The following is a 23,709-nucleotide window of genomic DNA, read 5'->3' as shown; positions in this document are numbered from 1 at the left end:
CACCCTCACTCCACCGCCCACCCTCACTCCACCGCCCACCCTCACTCCACCGCCCACCCTCACTCCACCGCCCACCCTCACTCCACCGCCCACCCTCACTCCACCGCCCACCCTCACCTCACCCCACCCGCCGACCACACCAACACCGCCCACCCGCCCCTCTCCGGGCCGGGCACGGGAGGGATATCCCTTCGTGTTGGGGGTTCTCCCCTCGTGCACCAGCAGAGAACCCCCAACACGAGGGGATATCCGGCCTTCTGCTCGTTCCGTCCGCCGCCGCGGGGCGGGGGCCGAAGGGCAGTGGGGTGTGGGTGGCGGCGTGCGGGTGCGGGGCGACGGTGGGGACCGGGGATTGGAGCTGGTGGGCGGAGACAGGGAATGTCAGGTGCTAGCCCTCCGTGGCCTGTTTCAAGTCCCGGATGCGGTGACCATCACCCACACATCGGACGCGCGAGACGGTTGGCCCCGAGTTGGCGGGTGATCGACGCGTTCGGGCGGGTTCATGGGGTGGTCACGGGGCGTGGGGATGGGCGGGGTCACTGGGGCCCCGTTCGTGGTGGGTGGTGACAGGGCGTGGTGGGTGGAGACGTGCTATTTCCTGTTCAAGGGCACAAGTTGAGGGGCCGACCCCTGGGCTGGGGTTGGCCCCTCGCCTCGTTAGGGGTTGCAGGTGAGTTTGGCGTCGGCCCAGTCTGCGTGGTCGCTGGTGTTGCCGTCGCCGCCGTCGGTTACCTGGAGGGTGAGGGTTTGGGCGCCGGTGACGTCGACTGTGGTGGTGGTGGTTGGTGAGGTGCCGGTCAGCTGGTCCGACGTGTAGCGGGCGGTGCCGTCGGTCAGGACCTTGAAGGTGACCTTGCCGCGGTCCTCCATTTCGTCGTCGATGCCCAGTTTGCTGGTGAAGCTGGTGCAGTTGCCGCCGAGGCGGACGCTCACCGACGAGGGCGCGTGAGTGCCGAGTCCCTTCGCGTACTGGACGCCGTCGAGCGTGATCGGCGCGCCGTCGCCGGCCGCGTCCTCGCCGTTGCTGTGGTCGCGCTCGACCGGCCCCCAGCCGTTGGTGGAGTCAAGGAACTCGAGGTCGCTGACCCAGTTCTCCCCGGTGGGTGCCGGTGGCAACGGTTTGTCGGCGATCGTGGCCGCGAAGAAGCCCAGTCCGCCACCCGGCAGCTTGATCGCCTTCACGGTTTTCCCGGGATCGAGCGGTACGGCGGTGTAGAACACCCGGTAGTCCGTCGTCGTGTTGCTCAACCCGGCTGCCGTGTACCGCCCCTTGACCGACACGGCCAGCTTGGCGCCACCCGTCGTCGGGTCCTGACAGCACCAGTTCGGCAACTGGAACGTGCCCTCGGACGTCGATCCGTCGGTGTAGATGACTGTCACCGTCCCGCGGGCATTCAGGCTGGCGCCGGCGCCTAGCAGTGCTAGATGCGATCCGGTCCCGGACACGAGGATCGGAGCCGACTGGTTCTTCACCAGGTTCGGCGTACCGGGCGCGCCGGTCGGCCAGGTGAAGTCGGCGCCCTGCACGTTCACGGTCGCACCAGGTGTGTACCCGGCCGTCGCCAGCGCCTCACCGTTGAAGCTGTTGCCCGATCCGTCGAAGTTCCCTTGCTTGTACGTCGACGCGTCGCTCACCCCGACCACGTTCGCGGCCTGTGACAACGAGGCGTACGGCAACTGCGCCGTACCCGTCGAGGTGTTCGTATAACTCTTGCTCTGGGCAACGTACGACGCCTTCAACGTCAACGTGAAGCTCGCGGGCTTCACGTCCGCGCCGGGCGTGACCTGCAGCTTGGTCGTCACGGTCCGACCGGGATCCACCGACGCGAAGGTGTTCGCGCCGCTGACGCTCCACCCGGCCGGCGCCTGGACGTCGAGCCGTACGTCGCGCACCGTCGTGGCGGTGCCGTTGCGGAACGACGCGGTCACTTCGGTCGCCTGGCCCGGAGCGTTCCACAGCGACGGCGTGGTCAGCTCAGGTGACCCGAAGGTGTTCGTGACGTCGGGTCCACCCACCGCGGACGTTCCGGACAGCACAACCACAGCACTGCGGGACGTCGGGATCGAAGCGGTCTGCACGCGGACGATGCCATTGGCGTAGGTGAAGCTGGCCGGGCGCCCGTCGATCGTGACGCTGTGCGGTGCGGAGCCGGTGTGGACGGTCAGCTCGTACGGGCGGGTTGCCGGCTTGCCGTCGTACGACCCGATGCTGGCGCCGATCTTCACGGTCACGTCGCCGCGGCCCTGCGTCGGCGCGTCGACCGCGAAGGTCTGCGTCGCGGACTTCCCGGACCGGGTCACGCGATCGTCCTCGTACATCGAGAACGACGACTTCCCGGACGGGTAGATGTCGACGCTCACCCGGTCGCCGAAACCCTGCTCGGCGGCGGTGTTGATTCCGGGCTTCCACATCGGCACGACCGCGCCCGCCTTCACGAACAGCGGCAGCGTGTCGAGCGCGGCGTGGTACCCGTTCACGGTCGTCGGGCCCTGGTACACGCGGCCCGTCCAGTAGTCGATCCACCGGCCCGCGGGCAGGTAGATCCCGTTCTTCACCTCGTCCGCACCGTACATCGGCGCGACCAGGAACTCCTTGCCGGCCAGGAACTCGTACTTCGTCGTGTCGTCCCAGGTCTTCGGGTCGGTCGGGTACTCCAGCACCAGCGACCGGTTCAGCGGCGCGCCGGTCCGGTGGGCTTCAGCGGCGTACGTGTAGAAGTACGGCAGCAACCGCTCCCGCAGCTTCAGGTACTTCCGGTTGATCGAGGTGTACGGATCGCCGTACGCCCACGGCTGCTTGTACGCCGGGGTCGACCAGCCGGACATCGTCATGAAGGCCGGGTTGAACACCTTCCACTGCATGTCCCGCACGTACGACGTCGCGGATCCACCGAAGATCCCGTCCACGTCGCCCGCGCTGTAGGCGATGCCGGAGTTGCCGGACCCGGTGATCGCCGGGATCTGCCACTTGATGGCGTCCAGCGAGCCGCTGTGGTCACCGGTCCACTGCACCGCGCACCGCTGCGCGCCGGCCCAGCCCTCGACCATCCACGCGAACCCCCGGGTGTTGCTGTACTGCTCGATCCCGTCGTGCGCGGTGTCGCAGGCAGTCAGTGCGTACCGGTACCCCGGACCGACCCACGCCACGTCGAGCTTCCGGACGCGGACACCGGCTTCGCCGACCTCGGCCGGCTGCCGGTCCAGGTTCGCCTGCGTCCACAGACCCATCTGGATGTTCCGCGCCCGCAGGTCGTCACCGGCCTGCTTCAGCGCCGGGATGTCCCGCTTGCCCCACCAGGTGCCGTCGACCTGCTCGGACTCGGTGTTGGCGGAGTAACCGCAGCCGTAGTCGTCGTTGACGAGCATCCAGCCGCCGGGCATGTCCTCGTCCTTGAACCGCTGCGCGACCTTCACCGCGTCCAGCGTCGTCACCTTGTCCGGGTTGACCTTCCAGTCGTTGCTGGGGTCCGGGTCCGTTCCGTAGTGACCGCGGTTGTAGCAGTCCGAGTCGCCGTACTCGAGCCCGTAGATCGGCGGCATGAACGGCCGACCGGTGAGCTCGGTGTAGCGGTCGAGCGAGGTCTTGAGGTCGCCGATGAAGTAGTACGCGTCGAACCGCTTCTCGTCGTGCGTAGTGACAGCGGGACTAGTGAAGTTGTAACTACCCGGGCTGAACGTGTTGCGGAGTACGCCGTACCCCGCGGTGCTCATGTAGTACGGCGAGGCGTTCGGGTTGCCGCCGTCCTCCCAGTTGAAGTCTCGCGAGATCTTGATCGTCTGGTCGCGGTGCGAGAAGCGGCCGTTCTGCATGCCGCCGCCGAAGAACTGCTCGTTCGCGCCGCGGCCGAGGGTCTGCGTGGTGGACGTGTCGGTCCAGGACAGCGGGGCTGCCTCGGACCACACCAGCTGGCCGTTCGAGCGGTACACCGAGAACTTCAGCGGCTGCTTCTGCGCGCGGACCTCGATCTTTCCGGTCGTGAGCGAGTAGTAGGTGCCGCGGTCACGCCAGGAGGTCTGCGGCGTGCCGTAGTCCGTCTTGGTGACGATGTTGGACGCGGGGGCGCCCGGATCGGTGGGCGGCGTGTTCGCCGGGTCGGTGAAGTTCCCGTCCGGCGCCATCCAGAGCCGGAACACGTCGTCCTTGAGGAACACGACCCGGACCTTCGCGGCCCCGGCGCTGAGGGTGTACGTCGCCTGGTCGGCGGAGAACCCGCTGACGTCACCGAGCGTGGTGCCGGCGGCCTGCGCGGAACCGGCCGTGTACACCAGCGCACCGGCTAGCAACGCTAGCGCGACTACTGAACGTTTCATGCGAACAAAGATGCTCACGACTGCCTCACTTCACGCATCAATGAACAAGGTGCGCACATTGAAACTCACCGGCCCCGGATTGTCATCAGGTCAGCTTCATCAAGTTGAGACGGTGTCGCTATCACGGAGTGAAACTCCGCGATGACGATGAGTCGCATGGCGAACTCACGTCCCACCAGCCTCAGCAGTCACAGCCTCACCAGGCGCCACCTCTTGGCGGCGGGCCTGACGACTGGCCTGGCGGCGGGCGCAACATTCGACACGCCGGGCCTGGCGCAGGCCTCACCGTTCGACCCGGAGCGGGCCGGGCGGATCCGGCCGAACGGCGATCCGGACTTTCATCCGGTGAAGTTCAGGCTGCCGGTGCCGACCGGGCGGAAGGCGCTCGGGACGACCGCGATCCACCTGATCGACCGGTCCCGGCCGGATCCGAGCATGCCGAGCGGACAGCGGGAACTGATGATCAGCCTCTGGTACCCGGCGGGGATGTTCGGGGCGGCGCCGTTCGCGAAGTACATGCCGCCGAAAACCGCGGTCGAGGTGGACGACACCTGGACAGGTGAGTACGGGCTCGCGTTGCCGAGCGGGTCGTTCGACTTCGCGAACACCGAGACGCATGCGCGTGTCGACGTACCGATGCAGCGGTTGCGGCATCCCGTCGTACTGTTCTCGCCCGGGTATCAGTACAGCCGGTTCGTGAACACCGCGCAGGTGGAGGATCTGGCCGGCCGCGGGTACGTCGTGGTGACGATGGACCATTCGCACGAGACGCCGGTGGAGTTCCCGGGCGGGCGGTTCCTGCCCGGTGCGCCGACGACGGAGCCGGCCGGTCCGGCGGAGATCCGGAAGGCGGTCGAAACCCGGACCGCGGACGCGCGGTTCGTGCTGGACCAGCTGGAGCGGATCGCCGACGGCCAGAATGTCGATGCCGAGGGCAAGGATCTGCCCGGCGGACTGGCGGACGGGCTGGATCTGCGCAAGGTTGGCATGTTCGGGTTCGCGCTCGGTGGGTACACGGCCGCGAACACGATGCTCGAGGACGAGCGGGTGCTGGCCGGGCTCGACCTGGACGGCACGTTGCAGGACGACCGGATCAAGGGGCCCCTCGGTGAGGTCGCGGAGCGGGGGCTGGATCGGCCGTTCCTGCTGTTCGGCTCGGCCGAGACGCAGCGGACCGATCCGGGCAAGGAGTACTACGACACGTCATGGGCGAGTTTCTGGGACGCACAGCGCGGCGGGAAGCTGAACCTGACGCTGGCGAGCACCAAGCAGCGGGCCTTCACCGACTACCAGTTCGTCTTTTCCCAGTTGTTCCACGAGATCTACGGCGAGGACCCGATCATCACGTCGGTGATGAAGGCGCTGGTGGGCAGTGCGAAGCCGGCGCGGAGCGTGCTGGCCCAGCGCGAGTACGTCGCCGCGTTCTTCGACCAGACGCTGCGCCGCCGCCCGTCTCCTCTGCTCCGTGGAGACTCCTCCAAGTTCCCCGAGGTCCGGTTCGCACGCTGAGACGGCGTACTCTCGTAAACGCCCAGGGCAGTCTGTGGCGGTGCCGCGACGCGCGGTGACGGTGGGTTGTTCGCCACTTTCTGGAACCCTGAGAGGCATAAAGGGGGCGGCAGCGGTTACCGTGCGTTGAGAAATGCGTTGCCGTCGGCCGTACTCTGTCCTCGGGTGGGGTCGGTCTGTGCCCGGGGGAACAGACGACGGAGTAGGGGCGTTGTCGGCAGGACGAGAGTAGGGAGCGCAGTGGCAGGGGCAGCAGGGACGAAGACAGCCGTAGGGACCCGTCTCGTGATCGTCGAGTCGCCGAAGAAGGCGCGGATGATCGCGGGTTTCTTGGGGTCCGGGTACGTGGTGGAGTCCAGCTTCGGCCACATCCGCGACCTGCCGAGCGGGGCGGACGAGATCCCCGCCAAGTACAAAGGCCTCCCGTGGGCCCGGCTCGGTGTGAACGTCGAGGACCACTTCGACCCGCTGTACGTCGTGCCCGCCGACAAGAAGGCCCAGATCCGCAAGCTCAAGGACCTGCTCAAGGGCGCCGACGAGCTCTTCCTGGCGACAGATGAGGACCGCGAGGGCGAGGCGATCGCCTGGCACCTGCTGGAGGAGCTGAAGCCGACCGTCCCGGTCAAGCGGATGGTCTTCCACGAGATCACCCCGAAGGCGATCCAGGACGCGGTCGGCAACGCCCGCGACATCGACGAGGACCTGGTCGACGCGCAGGAGGCGCGCCGGATCCTCGACCGGCTGTACGGCTACGAGGTCTCGCCGGTGCTCTGGAAGAAGGTCATGCCGAAGCTGTCGGCGGGCCGGGTGCAGTCGGTCGCGATCCGGATGGTGGTGGACCGCGAGCGTGAGCGGATCGCCTTCCGCAGCGCGTCGTACTGGGACCTCGACGCGACCCTCGACGCCGGTGAGAGCCGGACACCGCGGCAGTTCCCGTCCCGCCTGGTCTCGGTGGACAGCAAGCGGGTGGCGCAAGGCCGCGATTTCAGCTCGATCGGCGAGCTCAAGGGCGCGAACACGGTTCATCTGAACGAGGAGACCGCGACCGCGCTGGCCGGCGCGCTGCGGGACTCGCAGTTCACCGTCCGGTCGATCGAGTCCAAGCCGTACACCCGCAAGCCGTACGCGCCGTTCCGGACCACCACGCTGCAGCAGGAGGCCGGCCGCAAGCTCGGCATGTCCGCGTCGCAGACCATGCAGGTCGCCCAGCGGCTCTACGAGAACGGCAACATCACCTATATGCGTACCGACAGCGTCACGCTGTCGGACACCGCGATCACCGCGGCCCGGGCCCAGGTCCGGGAGCTGTACGGCGCGTCGTACCTGCCGGACAAGCCGCGCGTCTACACCTCCAAGGTGAAGAACGCCCAGGAGGCGCACGAGGCGATCCGGCCGGCCGGCGAGGTCTTCCAGACTCCGGCGCAGACCGGTCTGAGCGGTGCCGAGTTCCGGCTCTACGAGCTGATCTGGATGCGGACGATCGCGTCCCAGATGAAGGACGCCGCCGGGAACAGCGTGTCGATCAAGATCGACGCGACCGCGTCCACCGGTGAGAAGTGCGAGTTCACGTCGTCCGGCCGGGTGATCACGTTCCACGGGTTCCTCAAGGCCTACGTCGAGGGCGCGGACGACCCGTCCGCGGGCACCGACGACCAGGAGACCCGGCTGCCGAACGTCGAGGAGGGCGACGTCCTGCCCGCGATCGAGGTGCTCGCCTCGGGGCACGAGACGAAGCCGCCGGCGCGGTTCACGGAAGCGACGCTGATCCGGGAGCTGGAAGAGCGGGAGATCGGGCGGCCGTCGACGTACGCCTCGATCATCGGCACGATCCAGGCCCGCAAGTACATCTACAAGAAGGGCCAGGCGCTGGTTCCGGCCTGGCTGGCGTTCGCGGTCGTCCGGCTGCTCGAGGAGCACTTCACCCGGCTGGTGGACTACGCGTTCACCGCGACGATGGAGGACGTGCTCGACGAGGTCGCCGCCGGTGACCTGCAGCGTGAGGGCGTGCTGTCCCGGTTCTACTTCGGCGACGACGAGCTCGAGGGCCTGAAGTCGATGGTGACCGACCTCGGCGACATCGACGCCCGGGAGATGTCGACCTTCCCGGTCGGCGGCGACGACAGCGGGATCGTCGTCCGCGTCGGGCGGTACGGGCCGTACGTCGAGGACAAGGACGAGCGGCGCGCGAACGTGCCCGAGGACCTGCCGCCGGACGAGCTGACCGTCGACAAGGCGAAGGAACTGCTGGAGCAGCCGTCGGGCGTCGAGCACGAGCTGGGTACGGCGCCGGACACCGGGCTGCGCGTGGTGGCGAAGGCGGGCCGGTTCGGGCCGTACGTGACCGAAGTACTGCCGGAGGACGCGCCGAAGAGCGCGAAGCCGCGTACCGGGTCGCTGCTGAAGTCGATGACGCTGGAATCGATCGGGCTCGACGACGCGATGAAGCTGCTCTCGCTGCCGCGCGTGGTCGGGAAGGACCCGGAGTCCGGTGACGAGATCACCGCGCAGAACGGGCGCTACGGGCCGTATCTGAAGAAGGGCACGGACTCGCGGTCGCTGTCCTCCGAGGAGCAGATGTTCGACATCACGCTCGAGGAGGCCTTGAAGATCTACTCCGAGCCGAAGCAGCGGGGCCGGCGGGCTGCCGCGCCGCCGCTGAAGGAGCTGGGCGAGGACCCGGAGTCCAAGAAGCCGGTGGTGGTGAAGGAGGGCCGCTTCGGTCCCTATGTCACCGACGGGGAGACGAACGCGACGCTCCGCAAGGATGACTCGGTGGAGACTATCTCGCTGCTCCGCGCGGCCGAGCTGCTGGCGGAGAAGCGCGCCCGCGGTCCGGTGAAGCGCCCGGCGAAGAAGACGGCCGCCAAGAAGACCGCTGCGAAGAAGACGACTGCCGCGAAGAAGACGACGGCCAAGAAGACCGCCGCCAAGAAGTCGACCACCAAGAAGGCGACGACGAAGAAGACGGCGGCGAAGAAGAGCTGACCGACCTCAGCCGCCGACGCTGCTGAAGCCGCGGATGATGAAGTAGAGCACGAACGCGAAGAACGCGGCGAAGAGGATCGCGACCGGCACGGCCACCCACAGCGGCGGCCGCCGGGCGCGGATCGAGGCGCCGGTGGTCTGGCTGACCACCTGCTTCGCCACGACGCGACCGTTGCGCCACTTCCCGGCGACGGTCACCTGCTCGCCGTCGGCGACCTGACCCTCCAGTGACACCCCGCGCAGCTCGACCAGCACAGGCTGCAGCTGCTTGCCGACCGCGTCCTGCTGCTCGAGGTGGAAGGTCAGCACCTGGACGGAGCCGTTCTCGCCGCGCAGCTCCGAGCGGAACTGCACGTTCCGGACCACACCGCTCAGCTCGGCGGCGCCGCGGCGTACGACGGCGTTCGACTGATCACTCATCGCAGTTCCCCAAGGTGTGAGACGTCGTACGCGGAAAGTACATTGGTTTGGTTGCTCACCGGGTGACGGCTCGGTAGCTGAAGCCCGATTGCAAAGGAGCCCCATGACCAGTGCTGTCGAAGTCAGCGCGCAGCGGTTGCGGGAGCGGGGCGAGCGGGTCACGCCGGCGCGGCTCGCGGTCGTCGAGGTGCTGGCGGGCACCGAGGAGCACCTGAGTGCCGAGCAGATCGGTGAACGCGCCGAGCAGCTCCGCCCGGGCATCCATCGCGCCACCGTCTACCGGGCGCTCGACGCGCTGGGTGAGTTCGGTCTCGTCACGCATGTGCATCTGGGCCGGGCGGGTACGACGTACCACCTGGCCGGAGACCTCGCGCCGCGGCACCTGCACCTGCGCTGCTCCGAGTGCGGCACCGTGTACGACGCGCCCGGCGACGTCCTCGAATCCGCCCGCAAGAAGCTCGCCCGCGAACTCGGTTTCCACCTCGCGCCGGAGCAGGTGGCCCTGGTCGGAGTCTGCAAGGACTGCCAGTAGCCGGTTGGCCCACTGCGGTCACAGCTGTCCATATCTGTTCATAGGTGTGGATTCATGAACGGAGTTGGCTTAGGGTCGACTCCTGTGACGGACTATGTCGAGGACTTTGCTTCGGGCTTGAACGTGCTGGCGCCGCGGGCCTGGCTGGATGACGACTCCGGGCGCGTGGCGCTCAGTGGGGACTGGAGCTTCCGGCTGTCCCCGACCGTGGCGGACGCGCCGGACGACCTGAAGGACCCGGACACTTCCGGATGGGACACCATCGCGGTGCCGGGCCACTGGCAGCTGAACGGGTACGGCGCGCCGGCGTACACGAACGTGGTCTACCCGTTCCCGCTCGAGCCGCCGTACGTGCCGACCGACAACCCGACCGGCGACTACGTCCGGACCGTGACGGTGCCGGCGGACTTCGACGGCGCCCGGATCGTGCTCCGGTTCGAGGGCGTGGACTCGCGGTTCGCGGTGTACGTGAACGGCGAGCGGGTCGGCTGGTCGTCCGGCTCCCGGCTGGCGTCGGAGTTCGACGTCACGTCGTTGGTTGCTCCGGGCAAGGAAGCACGGATCGCCGTGCGGGTGCACCAGTGGTCGACCGGCAGCTACGTCGAGGACCAGGACATGTGGTGGCTGTCCGGGATCTTCCGCGAGGTGAACCTGCTCGCGCTGCGGCCGGACGCGCCGACCGACGTCTTCGTCAAGGCTGCATGGGACCACATCGACGGCGCCGGCACGCTGCTGGTCGAGTCCGACGTACCCGGCACGGTGACCGTCCCCGAACTGGGGCTGGAGCTGCCGACCGGCGAGCACACCCGGGTCGAGGGCGTGCAGCCGTGGAGCGCCGAGGCGCCGCGGCTGTACGACGCCGTACTGCGGACCGCGGGTGGCGACGTCCGGCTGCGGATCGGGTTCCGGACCGTCGCGATCGTCGACGGGATCTTCACGGTCAACGGCAACCGGGTGCTGTTCAACGGCGTCAACCGGCACGAGTTCCACCCGGACCGGGGTCGCTCGCTGACCGAGCAGGACATGCTGGACGACGTACTGATCATGAAGCGGGCCGGGATCAACGCGGTCCGCACCAGCCACTACCCGCCGCACCCGCACTTCCTGTCGCTGTGCGACGAGTACGGCCTGTACGTGGTCGACGAGTGCGACCTCGAGACGCACGGGTTCGGGTACGAGCCGCAGCCGCCGAAGCTGCCGAACCCGGTGATGGACGAGCGGTTCCGCGACGACATGGTCGACCGGATGCGCCGTACCGTGCAGCGCGACAAGAACCACCCGTCGATCGTCATCTGGTCGCTCGGCAACGAGTGCGGGATGGGCGACAATCTCAAGGCGATGTACGACCTGGCCAAGGAACTCGACCCGTCGCGGCCGGTGCACTACGAGCGCGACACCCAGGCCGAGTGGGTCGACATCTACTCGCGGATGTACACCTCGCCGGAGGGCTGCGCGGAGATCGGCGCGGACACCGGCCTCTACCGGAACCTGCCGTTCATCCTCTGCGAGTACGGCCACGCGATGGGCAACGGCCCGGGCGGGCTGCTCGACTACCGCGAGGTCTTCGAGAAGTATCCGCGCTGCCAGGGCGGGTTCATCTGGGAGTTCATCGACCACGGCCTGCGGACCACGATCGACGGCCGCGAGGTCTACGCGTACGGCGGTGACTTCGGCGAGTCGATCCACGACGGGAACTTCGTCTGCGACGGTCTGCTGTTCCCGGACCGGACGCCGTCGCCCGGCATGCACGAGTACACCAAGGTGATCGAGCCGCTCCGTATCGTTGCTGATGGCAACCGCGTGTCGATCACCAACCGCTACGAGGTCCTCGATACAAGCCACCTGACCTTCAGCTACGTCGTCGAGACCGGAGGCGAGCAGGTGGACGCCGGGAGCCTGTCGGTTCCGGTGATCGCACCGGGCGAGACCGTCACGATCGACCTCCCTCCGGTGGATGCGTCGAAGCCCGAGACCTGGGTGAACGTCACCGCGACACTCACCGAGGCGACGCCGTGGGCCGAGGCCGGCCACCGGATCGCCTGGGGCCAGATCCGTCTGGACGAGCCGGCTGTCGCCGAGGTTATGGTCAGCGGTTCGCCGGCTGTGGGAGAGGCCGGCGTCGACGGGATCACCGTCGCGGGTGTGAAGAACGCTCGGCTGGATGTCTGGCGGGCGCCGATCGACAACGACGCGATTCCTGGCGTTGCGGCGAAGTGGCGCGAGGAAGGGCTGCACCGGGTGCAGCACCGGATCGTGTCGCAGGGCGAGCGCGACGGGGCCTGGGAGGTCGTCACCCGGACCGCGCCGCCGCAGTTGCAGTGGGGCCTGCGGAGCACCTGGCGCTGGACCACTGTCGACGACGGCGTGGTGCTGGAGTTGAGCGTCGTACCGGAGGGGCTGTTCCCGGAGGTGCTGCCGCGGCTCGGCATCACGTTCGAGCTGCCGAAGGTGCACCAGGTCGAGTGGTTTGGCACCGGCCCGAACGAGGCGTACGTCGACACCCGCGAGGCCGCCGCGGTCGGCAAGTACTCCGCCACGGTCGCCGAACTGCAGACGCCGTACGTCCGTCCGCAGGAGAACGGCCAGCGCATCGACACCCGCTGGGCCACGCTCGACGGCCTGCGGATCGAAGCGGTCGACCAGCTCTTCGGCCTGACCGTCCGCGACTGGACGTCGGCCGACCTGGAGAACGCGACCCACACCGCGGTCCTCACGCCGGGCGACACCACCCACGTCACCATCGACATCGCCCAAACCGGCGTCGGCACCGCCGCCTGCGGCCCCGCCCTCCCGGATCGCGACAAACTGAAAACCGCCCCAGCCACCCTGACGCTGCGCTTCAAGGCCTGACGCGAACCGCCACGCAGGCAGAACCCCCGTTTGCGCGCCCAAACGCGCCCCGGAGCCGACTTCTGCCTGCGTGGCGGTGCAGTCAGATGGCGATGGCCGGTCGGGGGCGTACCCGGTCGGCCGGTGGGTGGTAGGCCGCCCAGGCTCGGGCCAGGCGGCGGACGGCTTCGGTGAGGTCGTCCGGTCGGGCGCGGAAGTGCAGGCGGACGTAAGCGTCGCTGGCGCCGGTGACGTCGAGGCCGGAGCCGGGGAGGATCGCCAGACCGTGCCGGAGCGCGGTTTGGGCGAAGGACGTGCCGTCGCCGTACGGCAGGCGCGCCCAGAGGCACTGGCCGCCTGTCAGAGGTGAGGTGTGCCAGGTGGGCAGCGCCTGAGTTAGCTCGGCGTGTAGGTGGTCGTGGCGGGTTTTGAGCGTTTGGTGCAATGCCGGGCCGTCCAAGAGCGGGAGCAGGTGTACGGCGGCCAGCTGAGTCGGGACGTTGCCGCCGAGGTCGTGGACTGCGCGGAGGCGGGCCAGACGGTTGATCAGGGGCGGCGTTGCGCGGATCCAGCCGATTCGGAGGCCGCCCCAGATGCTCTTGCTGAGCGAGCCGATCGAGATCACGGAGTCGCCGTACGCCGCGATCGGCGGGGGCAACACCTCGCCAGGAAACCTGAGGTCGGCCGGCACCTCGTCCTCGATCACCGGAACCCCCGCGCCGGCCACCCGCTGACGGGCGAGTGCGGACATCACCGAGCCGGTCGGGTTCTGGTACGTCGGAATCACGTACGCGAGCGCCGGCCGCCGCTCCCGGATCGCTGCCTCGAGGCCCTCGAGTCCCACCGGCAGACCGCGCAGTACGGCACCCTCCTCCCGGAACACCTCCAGCGCGCCCGGGTACGTCGGCGCCTCGACGAGCACCTGGTCCCCGGGTGACAGCAGGGCATGCGCCAGCAGTGAGAGCGCCTGCTGGCCGCCGTTGGTCACCAGGATCTGTTCGTACGCAGTCGGTACGCCGCGAGCCGTGTAGCGGTCCGCCAGCGCCTCGCGGAGCGTCGGGTGGCCGTACGGGTAGTAGCCGATGTCGTCGGTGACACGGGCGAGCCCTGGCGCGATCTTGGCGAACGCCTCCGCCAGCTGCGGCGGCGGATCACCTGGTGCGGCACAGATGGCCAGCAGTACGTCGTCGTCCCGGGCCTCCAGGGAGTCCAGGAAGATCGGGTCGACCGGAGCGTCCTCGACCTGCCCGTCTCGAGCTACGCCGGCGACGCGTGTCCCGCTGCCCTGCTTCCGCGTGATGCGCCCTTCGGCCTGGAGCAGGTCGTAGGCGGCCACCACCGTCGTACGGCCGACCGCCAGAGCACCGGCCAGCGCGCGGTCCGGTGGGAGCAGTACGCCCGGCGGGAGTTCGCCGTCGTCGATCAGGTGCCGCAGACGGGCCGCGAGCAGCACGTACAGCGGGCCGCGGCCGGACGACCAGCGGCCCAACCGGTCAACCACCTCGATTGGTCTCATCTGCGAACCAATTCTGCCGGATTGGCTCTCCAACGGCCAGCGCGAGTCCAGAACGATGGCGGTATGCCGACCTTTCCGCGCAACCCGATCATGTCCCTGACCGCCGAGCAGCCGCGGCACGAACTGGGCGAGAGCTACGGCCCGGACCTCCGGCTCGCGGACCTGCTCACCCCGGAACTGGGCGACCTCGAACTCGGCTACGGCACGGCCGCCGGTGACGTTCGGCTCCGTACGGCGATCGCGGACCGGCACGGCGTACGGCCCGAGGACGTGGTCGTCACGGTCGGTGGGATGCACGGGATCTTCCTGCTCGCCTACCTGCTGGAGGGAGAGGTGGTGACGACGGCGCCGCAGTTCCCGATGACGCGCAACGCGTTCGACACGGTCGGTGCGTCGGTGCGGGTCGTTCCGCTGACCTTCGACGAGGGCTACCGGCTCACTGCGGATGCGGTGCGTGCGCAGCTGACGCCGGAGACCAGGCTGGTCAGCTTGGCGACGCCGCAGAACCCGTCCGGTGTCGCCGTACCGCCGGAGACCTTGCGCGACATCGTTGATGCGATGAGTGAGGTCTGCCCGGACGCGTACTTGTTGGTGGACGAGACCTATCGGGCCGCGGCGTACGGCGACGATCCGGTCGTGGACACGGCGCTTCGGTTCGGGCCGAAGGTGGTGTCTGTCGCGTCGCTGTCGAAGTGTCACGGGGTGGCCGGGTTGCGGATCGGGTGGGTGATCAGCACGGACAGCGGCCTGGTCGAGCAGTTGACGACGGCGAAGTTCAGCACGGTGGTCACCGGGTCCACGGTCACGGAGGCGCTGGCGCTTCGCGTGTTCGAGCAGGAGGACCAGATCCTCGCCGTACGACGGCCCTGGCTGGAGCAGAATCTTCTGATCACGCAGGACTGGGTCAACGCGAACAGTGAGCTTGTCGAGTGGGTTCGGCCGGATGCCGGGGCGTTGTGTGTGATCCGGCTGCGGCCGTCGGTCGATCTGGAGCGGTTCCGGCGGGCGGCGGCGGAGGGTGGCGTGCGGCTGGCCGACGGGGACTGGTTCGGGGACGAGCCGCGGGTGTTCCGCCTCGGGTTCGGCTTCCTGCCGGCGGGCGAGTTGAAGGCCGCACTGGATGCGCTGGCCGAGGCTGTCCACGCTGCCCACTAAGGGCATGGCTTTCCGTCCCCTGCCTACTGCGCGGCACTCGGCACGGCACCTCGCCGCACGGGTGCAAAGGCCACGATGCTCCGCATCGAGACCTTCGCCCCCGCACGCCGATGCACCGCACCGAGCACCTGCTCGCGACGGCAGGGGACGGAAAGCCATGCCCTAGGCTTGCGGTGTGCCGGAGGTTTATGACCCGCTGACTGATCCTGCACCGGCGCACGATGTGCGGGCGGTGTTGCGGATCCGGGCGTTCCGGCGGCTGTGGATCGCGTTCGGCCTGTCCAGCCTCGGGGACTGGATCGGCCTGCTGGCGCTGACCGCGATGGCGAAGTCGTTCGCCGGTGACGACTACCAGGCGGCCAACTTCGCGATCGGCGGCGTGCTGTTCCTGCGCGTGCTGCCGGCGTTGGTGATGGGCCCGGTGGCGGGCTGGATCGCGGACCGGCTGGACCGGCGCTGGACGATGATCGTCGGCGACCTGATCCGGGCCGCGTTCTTCGTCAGCATCCCGATCGTCGGCACCCTGACCTGGGTGCTGGTGGCGACGGTGCTGATCGAGATCGTCAGCCTGATCTGGGGTCCGGCCAAGGACGCCAGCGTGCCCAATCTGGTGCCGCGGCACCGGCTCGAGGCGGCCAACCAGCTCAGTCTGATCACGACGTACGGGACCGCGTTGCCGGCTGCGGCCATCTTCACCGCGATCACTCTGGTGTCGCGCTGGGCCGGCGACTTCGCCATCGACCTGGCCGTGTACGTGAACGCCGCGACCTTCGTCATCTCGGCGTTCGCGATCTTGTCGGTCGCCGAGATCGGCCGCGCGATCCACGAGCACGAGGACCATCCGACGCTGTGGCGGACAGTGGTCGAGGGCTGGTCCTATGTCACCGGCACTCCGGTGGTTCGCGGTCTCGTGATCGGGATCTCCGGCGCGTTCGCGGCCGGTGCGGTCGTGATCGGCCTCGGCCGCACGTACGTCGAAGGGCTGGGCGCCGGCGACCCCGGGTACGGCGTGCTGTTCGGTGCCGTGTTCGGTGGTCTCGCGCTCGGTATGGGGTTCGCGCCGCGGATCTTCTCCGGGCTGTCCCGGCGCCGGCTGTTCGCGGCCGGGCTGGTCGGGTCGGGGATCTGCCTGGCCGGGCTGGCGTTGATCCAGCAGATCGAGATCGCCACGATGATCGCGATCCTGCTCGGGTTCTGCGCCGGCGGCTCGTGGGTCTCCGGGTACACGTTGCTCGGTCTCGAAGTGCCGGACGCCGTGCGCGGGCGGACGTTCGCGTTCGTGCAGTCCGCCGTCCGCACGGTGCTCGCGGTCACGCTGGCGATCGCGCCGTTCGCCGCGGGTGCGATCGGCCGGCACACGTGGACGATCGGCGGCCGTTCGGCGACGTACAACGGCGCCTCGATGACGATGGTGGCGGCGGCGGTCCTGGCCGGGGTGATCGGCCTGCTTGCCTGGCGGCAGATGGACGACCGCCCGGGCGTCCCGTTCTGGCGCGATGTACGGCGCAGTTTCGGCAAGACGCGTGGTGACTATCCGACGACCGGCCTGTTCATCGCGCTCGAGGGCGGTGAGGGCGCCGGCAAGTCGACGCAGTCCGCGCTGCTGGTGAAATGGCTGGAGGAGCAAGGCCAGCAGGTGCTGCTGACCCGCGAGCCCGGTGCAACCGATCTCGGCAAGACGCTCCGCCAGATCGTCCTCGACCCGGCGACCGGCGACATCTCGCACCGCGCCGAGGCGCTGCTGTACGCCGCCGACAAGGCCGAGCACGTCGACTCGGTGATCAAGCCCGCGCTGAAGTCGGGCGCGGTCGTGATCACCGATCGGTACGTCGACTCCGCGCTGGCGTACCAGGGCTCCGGGCGGGACCTGGACCTGTCCGACGTCGAACGGGTGAATCGTTGGGCCACCAACGATCTCCGCCCGAACCTCACGATCCTGCTGGACCTGCCGCCGAAGAGCGGGCTCGGCCGGTTCGCCGAACGGGACCGGATCGAGGCGCAGTCCGACGCCTTCCACGAGCGGGTGCGGAACGCGTTCCTCGAGCTGGCGGCCGCCGAGCCGCAGCACTACCTGGTCCTGGACGCGACGCAGGACCGCGAGGACATCGCGAAACAGATCCGCGCCCGGCTCCAACCGATGCTTCCCAAGGTGGGTCTATGAGTGTCTGGGACGACCTGGTCGGGCAGGAGCCCGCGGTCGCCGTACTGCGGAAGGCCGTCGACGGCGCTGCTGCCGTCCTGCGGGGCGAGAGAGGTCCCGCGGTCGCCGGGATGACGCACGCGTGGATGATCACCGGGCCACCCGGATCCGGCCGGTCGAACGCGGGCCGGGCGTTCGCGGCCTCGCTGCAGTGCGCGAACAACGGCTGCGGCGAGTGCAACGATTGCCGTACGGCGCTCAGCGGCGCGCACCCCGACGTGTCGCTGATCCGCACCGAACTGCTGTCGATCCGGGTCAGCGAGGTCCGTGAGCTGGTCCGCCGGGCCGCGATGAGCCCGACGCAGGGCCGGTGGCAGGTGATGGTCGTCGAGGACGCGGACCGGCTCACCGAGCAGGCCGCGGACGCGTTGCTGAAAAGCATCGAGGAGCCGTCGCCGCGGACCGTCTGGGTGTTGTGCGCGCCGACGGTCGAGGACGTCGTACCGACGATCCGTTCGCGCTGCCGGCTGCTGGTGCTGCGGACGCCGCCGGTCGCCGCGGTTGCGGAGATGCTGAGCCGGACACTCGAGATCGGCCAGGATCTGGCCTGGTTCGCGGCGCGGGCCGCGCAGGGGCACATCGGCCGGGCCCGGGCGCTGGCCCGCGACGAGACGGTGCGGGAGCGGCGGAACAAGGTGCTCGAGGTGCCGTTCGCGCTGCGCGACCTCGGGGCCTGCCTGAAGGCGGCGCAGCGGCTGGTCGAGGCGGCCAAGGAAGAGGCCAAGGCCAGCGCGGAGAAGGTCGACGAGAAGGAGCGGGCCGCGCTCGAGCAGGCGCTCGGCGTCGGCACGAAGGGCGCCAGACCGCGCGAGGCGAACGCGGCGCTGAAGGAGCTCGAGGACCAGCAGAAGGCCCGCGCGAAGCGTTGGGAACGCGACGTTCTGGACCGGTCGCTGGTCGACCTGATGGCGCTCTACCGGGATGTGCTGGTGGTGCAGACCGGGTCCGGCAGCGAGCTGATCAACGCCGAGTTGCACCGCAACATCGAGCAGCTCGGGAGCCGGACGACGCCCGAGCAGACGGTACGCCGGATCGACGCGATCGCGATGTGCCGGGATGCGATCGAGGCCAACGTGGCGCCGCTGGTCGCGCTCGAGGCGATGACGGTCGGGTTGTTCGAGGGCCGCAGCGACGGATTCACGATCCCGCGCCGCCCCCAGCGCTGAGTCGTGCATCACCCACGTCCGATAACTGGGCGGAACCTGTAACACCGAGACCGGTGGGTCCGATGACTGGGTGACTGGGCGAAGTAGACCGCTCGGCCTCACACAGCCGCGAAACGGACCCAGATGACCCACCCGCCGCCCTCCCCGATCCAGCCTGCGCGGCAACCGCTGCCGTCGGCTGAGTCCTGGCTGGAGGGCGTCCCGAAGCCGAAGGGCCGGCAGGACGGGTACGCGGTCGCCGCGTTCGCGACCAGCCTGCCCGGGCTGGTGCCGATCGCGGTCGTGCTGGCCGGGGTGGCGCTGCGGCGGATCAAGCGCGCCGGCGGGCACGGGAAACGGCTCGCGTACGGCGCCTTGGCGGTGTCGCTGTGCTGGGTGATCGCGATCGGCGTCGCGGTCACGCTCAACCTGGTCGGCGAGCACCGGCGGGGCATCGGCAAGACGGTGTCGATCTCGCAGGTGGAGGTCGGCCGCTGCTTCGACGCGGACCTGGAGGCCTCGACGCTGCGGCTGGTACGGATCGCGGACTGCGCCGTGGCGCACACCGGGGAGGCGTACGCGAAGGTGCAGGCCGCGCTGGTCGGGTTGTCGACCGCGCAGATCGGGACCGTCGCGACGCAGCAGTGCGCGGGCGCGTTCGTGGAGTTCGTGGGGACGCCGTACGAGCGGTCCGAGCTGGACATGTACTACGTCGTACTCGAGAACCGCGCGGTTGCTGACGGCAACGTCCTGTGTCTGGTCGGCATGCCCGGGACCCATCTGACGGGTACGATGCGCGGATCACAGCGGTAATGCCCGCGGGGGATTCAGTGGGGGTAGCGTGAGTCAGCCACCGTACGGCCCGGAGCCGGAACGTCCACAGGACCGTCCGCACGATCCGACCCGTGCGTTCCCGACGTACGGGCGTCCGGAACAGCCGCAGGCGCCTGGTGCGCAGGGTGGGGTGCCGTGGGCGGCGCCTGGGCAGCCGTCGTACGGGTCGCAGCAGCCGCCGCACGGGCAGGCGGGATACGGGCAGGCACCGGGCGGTCAGCCGTACGGGCAGGGCCAGCAGGGGACGCCGTACGGGCAGGGATACGGGCCGGGGCAGTATCCGCCGGCGCACGGGGCGCCGTCGCCGTATGGGAATGGCTATGGATATGGGTACGGCGGTTACGGGTACGGCGGTTCGGGCGGGACGAACGGGCTGGCGACCGCGGCGCTCGTGACCGGGCTCGGCGGGTTCGTCATCGGGGTGTCCGCGCCGGTGGCGATCGGGCTCGGCATCGCGGCGCTGGTGCAGATCAAGCGGAGCCGGCAAGAGGGCAAGGGGATGGCGATCGCCGGACTGGTGATGGGATCCCTGGTGACGCTCGGCTACACACTGCTGATCGTGCTCGTGATCGCGCTCGGTTCGTCCGACGACAGCTACAGCGCACCGGATCCGGTGTCGTCGAACTCGGGTCCGACCACGTACGTCGACGAACTGACGGTCGGGGAGTGCTTCGACGAGGACGGCAGCGAAGAGGACGAGGTGGTCCGGCAGCCCTGCCCGGACGAGCACGACGCCGAGGTCGTCGGGATCGTGACGCTTCCCGGTACGACGTACCCGGGCGACAGCGCGATCAACAAGGCGGCCGACCGTGCTTGCGGTCCCGTGTTCGGGACGTATGTGGGGAAGTCGCGTGACCAGTCCGAGCTGTATCTGGACTGGTGGACGCCCAGCAAGGGGGCGTGGGACGACGGTGATCACCGGGTTCTGTGTGCGGCGTTCGGCCCTGACGACGACAAACTCACCGGCACTGTGAAGAACAGCCACCGGTAGGGGCGTAACCGGTGCGCCGGGGGCGGTGAACAGGTTATTTCCTGTGTAGCGCGACCACTTCCTGTGCAACGCCCCGTACTCTGACGGCGTGGGCATGGTGATGGCGGTGTCGTTCGAGCGGTACGGGCGGCTTTATTACCTTGATCCGGGGGAGTTTCGGCCTCGGGTGGGGGAAAAAGTGCTGGTGCCTACTGACGACGGGCCTGAGGTGGCGGAGTGTGTTTGGGCGCCGCAGTACGTGACCGAGGACATCGGCGGGCTGCCGCTGTGCGCGGGGATCGCGACTGCCACCGACCTGGACCGGGACGAGCAGAACCGGCAGCGGCGGGCGGACGCGCGGGTGATCGCCAAGCGGACGATCCGGGAGCACGACCTGCCGATGAAGGTGGTCGGGATCGATTTCGTCGACCGGCGGCCGGATATCGACCAGTTGGTGATCGTGTACTTCTCGGCGCCGCACCGGGTCGATTTCCGTGAGCTCGTCCGGGACCTGGCGCGGGCCCTGCGGGCGCGGATCGAGCTGCGGCAGGTCGGTGCCCGCGACGAGGCGCGGTTGCAGGGCGGCATCGGGCCGTGCGGGCGGGACCTGTGCTGCGCGACGTTCCTGAAGGACTTCGAGCCGGTCAGCGTGCGAATGGCGAAGGACCAGGACCTGCCGCTGAACCCGTTGAAGATCTCCGGCGCCTGCGGCCGGCTGATGTGCTGTCTGAAGTACGAGCACCCGCTCTACCAGGAGTTCAACGCGAAGGCTCCGGCGCTCGGGGCCGCGGTGGAGACCCCCGCGGGTGATGGAGTGGTGGTCGGGCACAACGTGCCGAGCGACACCGTGGTCGTCCGGCTCGCGGCCTCGGGCCGGCGCTGCGCGTGCAGCCGGGCGGACGTCTGCTCGCCGCGGCAGCAGTACGAGGCCTCCGGTACGACGACCCCGGACGCAGCACCCGTCGTACCGGAAGCGAGTGCGGCGCCTGAACAGCCGGAGCCGACTGAGGAGCGGCGGGCACGGAAACCACGCCGCCGGCGCCGCCTGCACCACGACGACGAGGGAGAAACCACGCAGTGAGATTCCGCAGGTCGACCGTACTGGTGGCAGCTCTTGCGGTGCTCGCGAGCGGATGTGGAGTAGCGAGTCGTGCGCAGGACGCCGACGGCGGTACGGCGCCCGGCGTCGGCAGCAACCCGCCCAGCGGACCGGTGGGCCCGATCCCGGCCGGGCTGGAGAAGTTCTACCAGCAGCAGCCGGACTGGGAGCGCTGCGGCACCAACCAGCAGTGCGCGACCATCGAGGTCCCGCTGGACTACACCAAGCCGACCGGTCAGACCATCGAGCTGCGCGCCCGCAAGGTGCTCGCCAAGGACCGCGGCGGCCGGATCGGCACGCTGTTCATCAACCCGGGCGGCCCCGGCGCCTCCGGGCAGGACTTCGCCGCGCAGGCGCCGATGCTGTTCGGGTCGTCGCTGCTGCGGAAGTTCGACATCATCGGCTGGGACCCGCGCGGCGTCGGCGAATCCACCCCGGTGAAGTGCCTGGACAACGCGCAGCTGGACGCGATGATCGCCGCCGACGGGAGCCCGGACACCCCCGCCGAGGTCGCCGACGTCGACAAGCAGTCCAAGACCTTCGCGGCCGGCTGCAAGCAGCGCTCCGGTGAGCTCCTGCCGCATGTGAACACCAAGGACGCCGCCCGCGACATCGACGTACTGCGTGGCATCGTCGGGGACTCGCAGCTCTACTACCTGGGCATGTCGTACGGCACCTACCTCGGTGCGACGTACGCCGAGTTGTTCCCGAAGAACGTCGGCCGGCTGGTGCTGGACGGCGCCGTCGACCCGGCGATCTCGTCCCAGCAGATGGGGATGGCGCAGGCGAAGGGCTTCGACAAGGCGCTGGACGCATTCGCGGAGGACTGTGCGCAGCGCTCCTGCAAGCTCGGTAGCAGCAAGAACGAGGTGCTGGCCAAGGTCGACAAGCTGATCAAGGACAGCGACGCGCACCCGCTGCCGGGCGACGGGCAGCGCCAGGTCACGCAGGCCCTGGTCATCCTCGGCCTGGTCTACCCGCTGTACCTGAAGGAGTTCTGGCCGCGGCTCGAGGACGCCGTCGTCGACGGGCTCGCCGGGAACGGCGCGCGGCTGCTCGCGATGGCCGACGAGTACACCGACCGCAAGCCGTCCGGGTACTCCGACAACGCGAACGAGGTCCAGATCGCGGTCAACTGTTCCGACCGGCCGGACGTCACGTCGATCGCGCAGCTCCAGGCGGAGGTGCCGGAGTTCAAGGCCGCCTCACCGCGGTTCGGTGAGTTCCTCGCCTGGTCGTCGGCGTCCTGCGTCAACTGGCCGGTCAAGCCGACGGACAAGCCGCACCAGATCAAGGCGGCCGGCTCGAAGCCGATCATGGTCCTCGGTACGACGCGCGACCCGGCCACGCCGTACGAATGGGCGGTCGGGCTGGCGCATCAGCTCGAGAACGGCATCCTCGTCACCCGTGACGGCGACGGCCACACGGCGTACCTGTCGGGCAACGCGTGCGTAAAGAACGTCGTGGAGAGCTACCTCGTGCAGGGCAACACCCCCGCCGCCGACATCAAGTGTTAGTTGGGGCGGGTGTCGCCCGAGGCGAGCTTGAGGGTGTCGGTGGCCTGCTGGAGGACGGCGCGCAGGCCGGCTTCGTCCTGCGGGCGGCCGCCGACGGTGATCTCGACCGCTGACGTCTTGCCGTCGTCGAGCGAGACCCAGCGCGACAGACCCATCCGGGGACCGCGGGCCTTGTCGACGTACGTGTAGACCAGCATGCCGTTGTCGCGGCTGAGCACCTTCAGGCCGCTCTCGTCGATGCTGCGCTCACGGTTCGCGACCAGCTGGTCCGGGGTCTGCTTGCTGCCCCGGGTGTCGAACCGGATCTGCCAGACACCGGTCGAGTCGACGAATTTCGGGCGGGTGCCGCTCTGAGCGCTCTTCCACCCGGTCGGGACCTCGGACGACACCGGGTCGTCGTCGGAGCCGAAGTTCTGTACGACGTACTGCAGCCCGTCGGCCTGCAGTCCGTCGCCACGGCTCGGGGTGCTGGACGGCGACGGACTCACGATCCCCACCGGCGTGTCGTGGGCGGTGAACGGATTGCCACCGTTCACGGCGACGACTGTGCCGAAAACGGCTACGCCGACGGTCATTCCCGCCAGCGTCATCAGCAGCGCCTGGTGCCTGGGCGTGAGCATCCCGACCTCGCTTCCCTCTCTCCCGCCCGATTATCGCTGACGAGAGGGGCGTCACCGCAAACTGCCG

The 23,709-nt window shown here is 69.1% G+C and carries 15 protein-coding genes; 11 read left to right on the top strand and 4 right to left on the bottom strand.

The window, feature by feature from the left end; all coding sequences use genetic code 11:
* Nucleotides 1-657 precede the first annotated feature (657 nt).
* Nucleotides 658-4,311, bottom strand: a complete 3,654-nt coding sequence (locus E0H45_RS35805) for an NPCBM/NEW2 domain-containing protein (RefSeq protein ID WP_165546706.1) — start codon at nucleotides 4,309-4,311, stop codon at nucleotides 658-660.
* A 156-nt stretch (nucleotides 4,312-4,467) separates the two neighbouring features.
* Here E0H45_RS35805 and E0H45_RS35800 point away from each other — a divergent pair, with 156 nt between their 5' ends.
* Both E0H45_RS35800 and topA read left to right on the top strand, forming a co-directional pair.
* On the top strand, nucleotides 4,468-5,820 hold the full coding sequence (locus E0H45_RS35800) for an alpha/beta hydrolase (RefSeq protein ID WP_131345774.1): 1,353 nt from the start codon (nucleotides 4,468-4,470) through the stop codon (nucleotides 5,818-5,820).
* 285 nt (nucleotides 5,821-6,105) lie between these two features.
* Nucleotides 6,106-8,805, top strand: coding sequence for a type I DNA topoisomerase (gene topA / locus E0H45_RS35795; RefSeq protein ID WP_131345771.1), 2,700 nt, complete (start codon nucleotides 6,106-6,108; stop codon nucleotides 8,803-8,805).
* A 6-nt stretch (nucleotides 8,806-8,811) separates the two neighbouring features.
* Here topA and E0H45_RS35790 read toward each other — a convergent pair whose 3' ends face one another.
* Nucleotides 8,812-9,225: a hypothetical protein gene (locus tag E0H45_RS35790; protein ID WP_131345768.1), complete on the bottom strand. Its 414-nt coding sequence runs from the start codon at nucleotides 9,223-9,225 to the stop codon at nucleotides 8,812-8,814.
* 103 nt (nucleotides 9,226-9,328) lie between these two features.
* Between E0H45_RS35790 and E0H45_RS35785 the strand changes: the two genes are divergently transcribed.
* Together E0H45_RS35785 and E0H45_RS35780 are read left to right on the top strand one after the other, a co-directional pair.
* Nucleotides 9,329-9,757: a Fur family transcriptional regulator gene (locus E0H45_RS35785; protein ID WP_131345764.1), complete on the top strand. Its 429-nt coding sequence runs from the start codon at nucleotides 9,329-9,331 to the stop codon at nucleotides 9,755-9,757.
* Nucleotides 9,758-9,841: 84 nt separating this feature from the next.
* Nucleotides 9,842-12,607 (top strand): glycoside hydrolase family 2 TIM barrel-domain containing protein, encoded by a 2,766-nt coding sequence (locus tag E0H45_RS35780; RefSeq protein WP_238155540.1) that lies wholly within the window; start codon nucleotides 9,842-9,844, stop codon nucleotides 12,605-12,607.
* 82 nt (nucleotides 12,608-12,689) lie between these two features.
* On the opposite strand, the gene E0H45_RS35775 is transcribed toward E0H45_RS35780, so the two are convergent.
* Nucleotides 12,690-14,102, bottom strand: coding sequence for an aminotransferase-like domain-containing protein (locus E0H45_RS35775; RefSeq protein WP_131345759.1), 1,413 nt, complete (start codon nucleotides 14,100-14,102; stop codon nucleotides 12,690-12,692).
* Nucleotides 14,103-14,165: 63 nt separating this feature from the next.
* On the opposite strand from E0H45_RS35775, the gene E0H45_RS35770 reads away from it, so the two are divergent.
* From E0H45_RS35770 to E0H45_RS35740, 7 genes are all read left to right on the top strand, one after another.
* Complete coding sequence (locus E0H45_RS35770; protein WP_131345756.1) at nucleotides 14,166-15,257, top strand: pyridoxal phosphate-dependent aminotransferase; 1,092 nt, start codon at nucleotides 14,166-14,168, stop codon at nucleotides 15,255-15,257.
* Nucleotides 15,258-15,432: 175 nt separating this feature from the next.
* A complete protein-coding gene (gene tmk / locus E0H45_RS35765) occupies nucleotides 15,433-17,418 on the top strand; it encodes a dTMP kinase (RefSeq protein WP_131345753.1) in 1,986 nt (661 codons plus the stop codon).
* Complete coding sequence (locus tag E0H45_RS35760; protein WP_131345750.1) at nucleotides 17,415-18,623, top strand: DNA polymerase III subunit delta'; 1,209 nt, start codon at nucleotides 17,415-17,417, stop codon at nucleotides 18,621-18,623. Before tmk ends, E0H45_RS35760 begins: the two co-directional genes overlap by 4 nt.
* A gap of 123 nt (nucleotides 18,624-18,746) precedes the next feature.
* The gene (locus E0H45_RS35755; RefSeq protein ID WP_131345747.1) at nucleotides 18,747-19,415 is read left to right on the top strand and encodes a DUF4190 domain-containing protein; all 669 of its coding nucleotides are present in this window, start codon (nucleotides 18,747-18,749) and stop codon (nucleotides 19,413-19,415) included.
* Nucleotides 19,416-19,443: 28 nt separating this feature from the next.
* On the top strand, nucleotides 19,444-20,427 hold the full coding sequence (locus tag E0H45_RS43730) for a DUF4190 domain-containing protein (RefSeq protein ID WP_131345744.1): 984 nt from the start codon (nucleotides 19,444-19,446) through the stop codon (nucleotides 20,425-20,427).
* 184 nt (nucleotides 20,428-20,611) lie between these two features.
* Nucleotides 20,612-21,487, top strand: a complete 876-nt coding sequence (locus E0H45_RS35745; protein WP_238155539.1) for a PSP1 domain-containing protein — start codon at nucleotides 20,612-20,614, stop codon at nucleotides 21,485-21,487.
* Entirely contained in the window at nucleotides 21,484-23,022 is a 1,539-nt protein-coding gene (locus E0H45_RS35740; RefSeq protein ID WP_131345742.1) for an alpha/beta hydrolase, read from the top strand. The genes E0H45_RS35745 and E0H45_RS35740 overlap by 4 nt, the downstream gene beginning before the upstream one ends.
* Here E0H45_RS35740 and E0H45_RS35735 read toward each other — a convergent pair.
* Entirely contained in the window at nucleotides 23,019-23,642 is a 624-nt protein-coding gene (locus E0H45_RS35735) for a hypothetical protein (RefSeq protein WP_131345739.1), read from the bottom strand. The genes E0H45_RS35740 and E0H45_RS35735 overlap by 4 nt on opposite strands.
* Nucleotides 23,643-23,709 lie beyond the last annotated feature (67 nt).

This window comes from Kribbella soli (assembly GCF_004331345.1).
Classification (GTDB): Bacteria; Actinomycetota; Actinomycetes; order Propionibacteriales; family Kribbellaceae; genus Kribbella; species Kribbella soli.
This window is presented reverse-complemented; position numbering and strand designations above follow the sequence as displayed.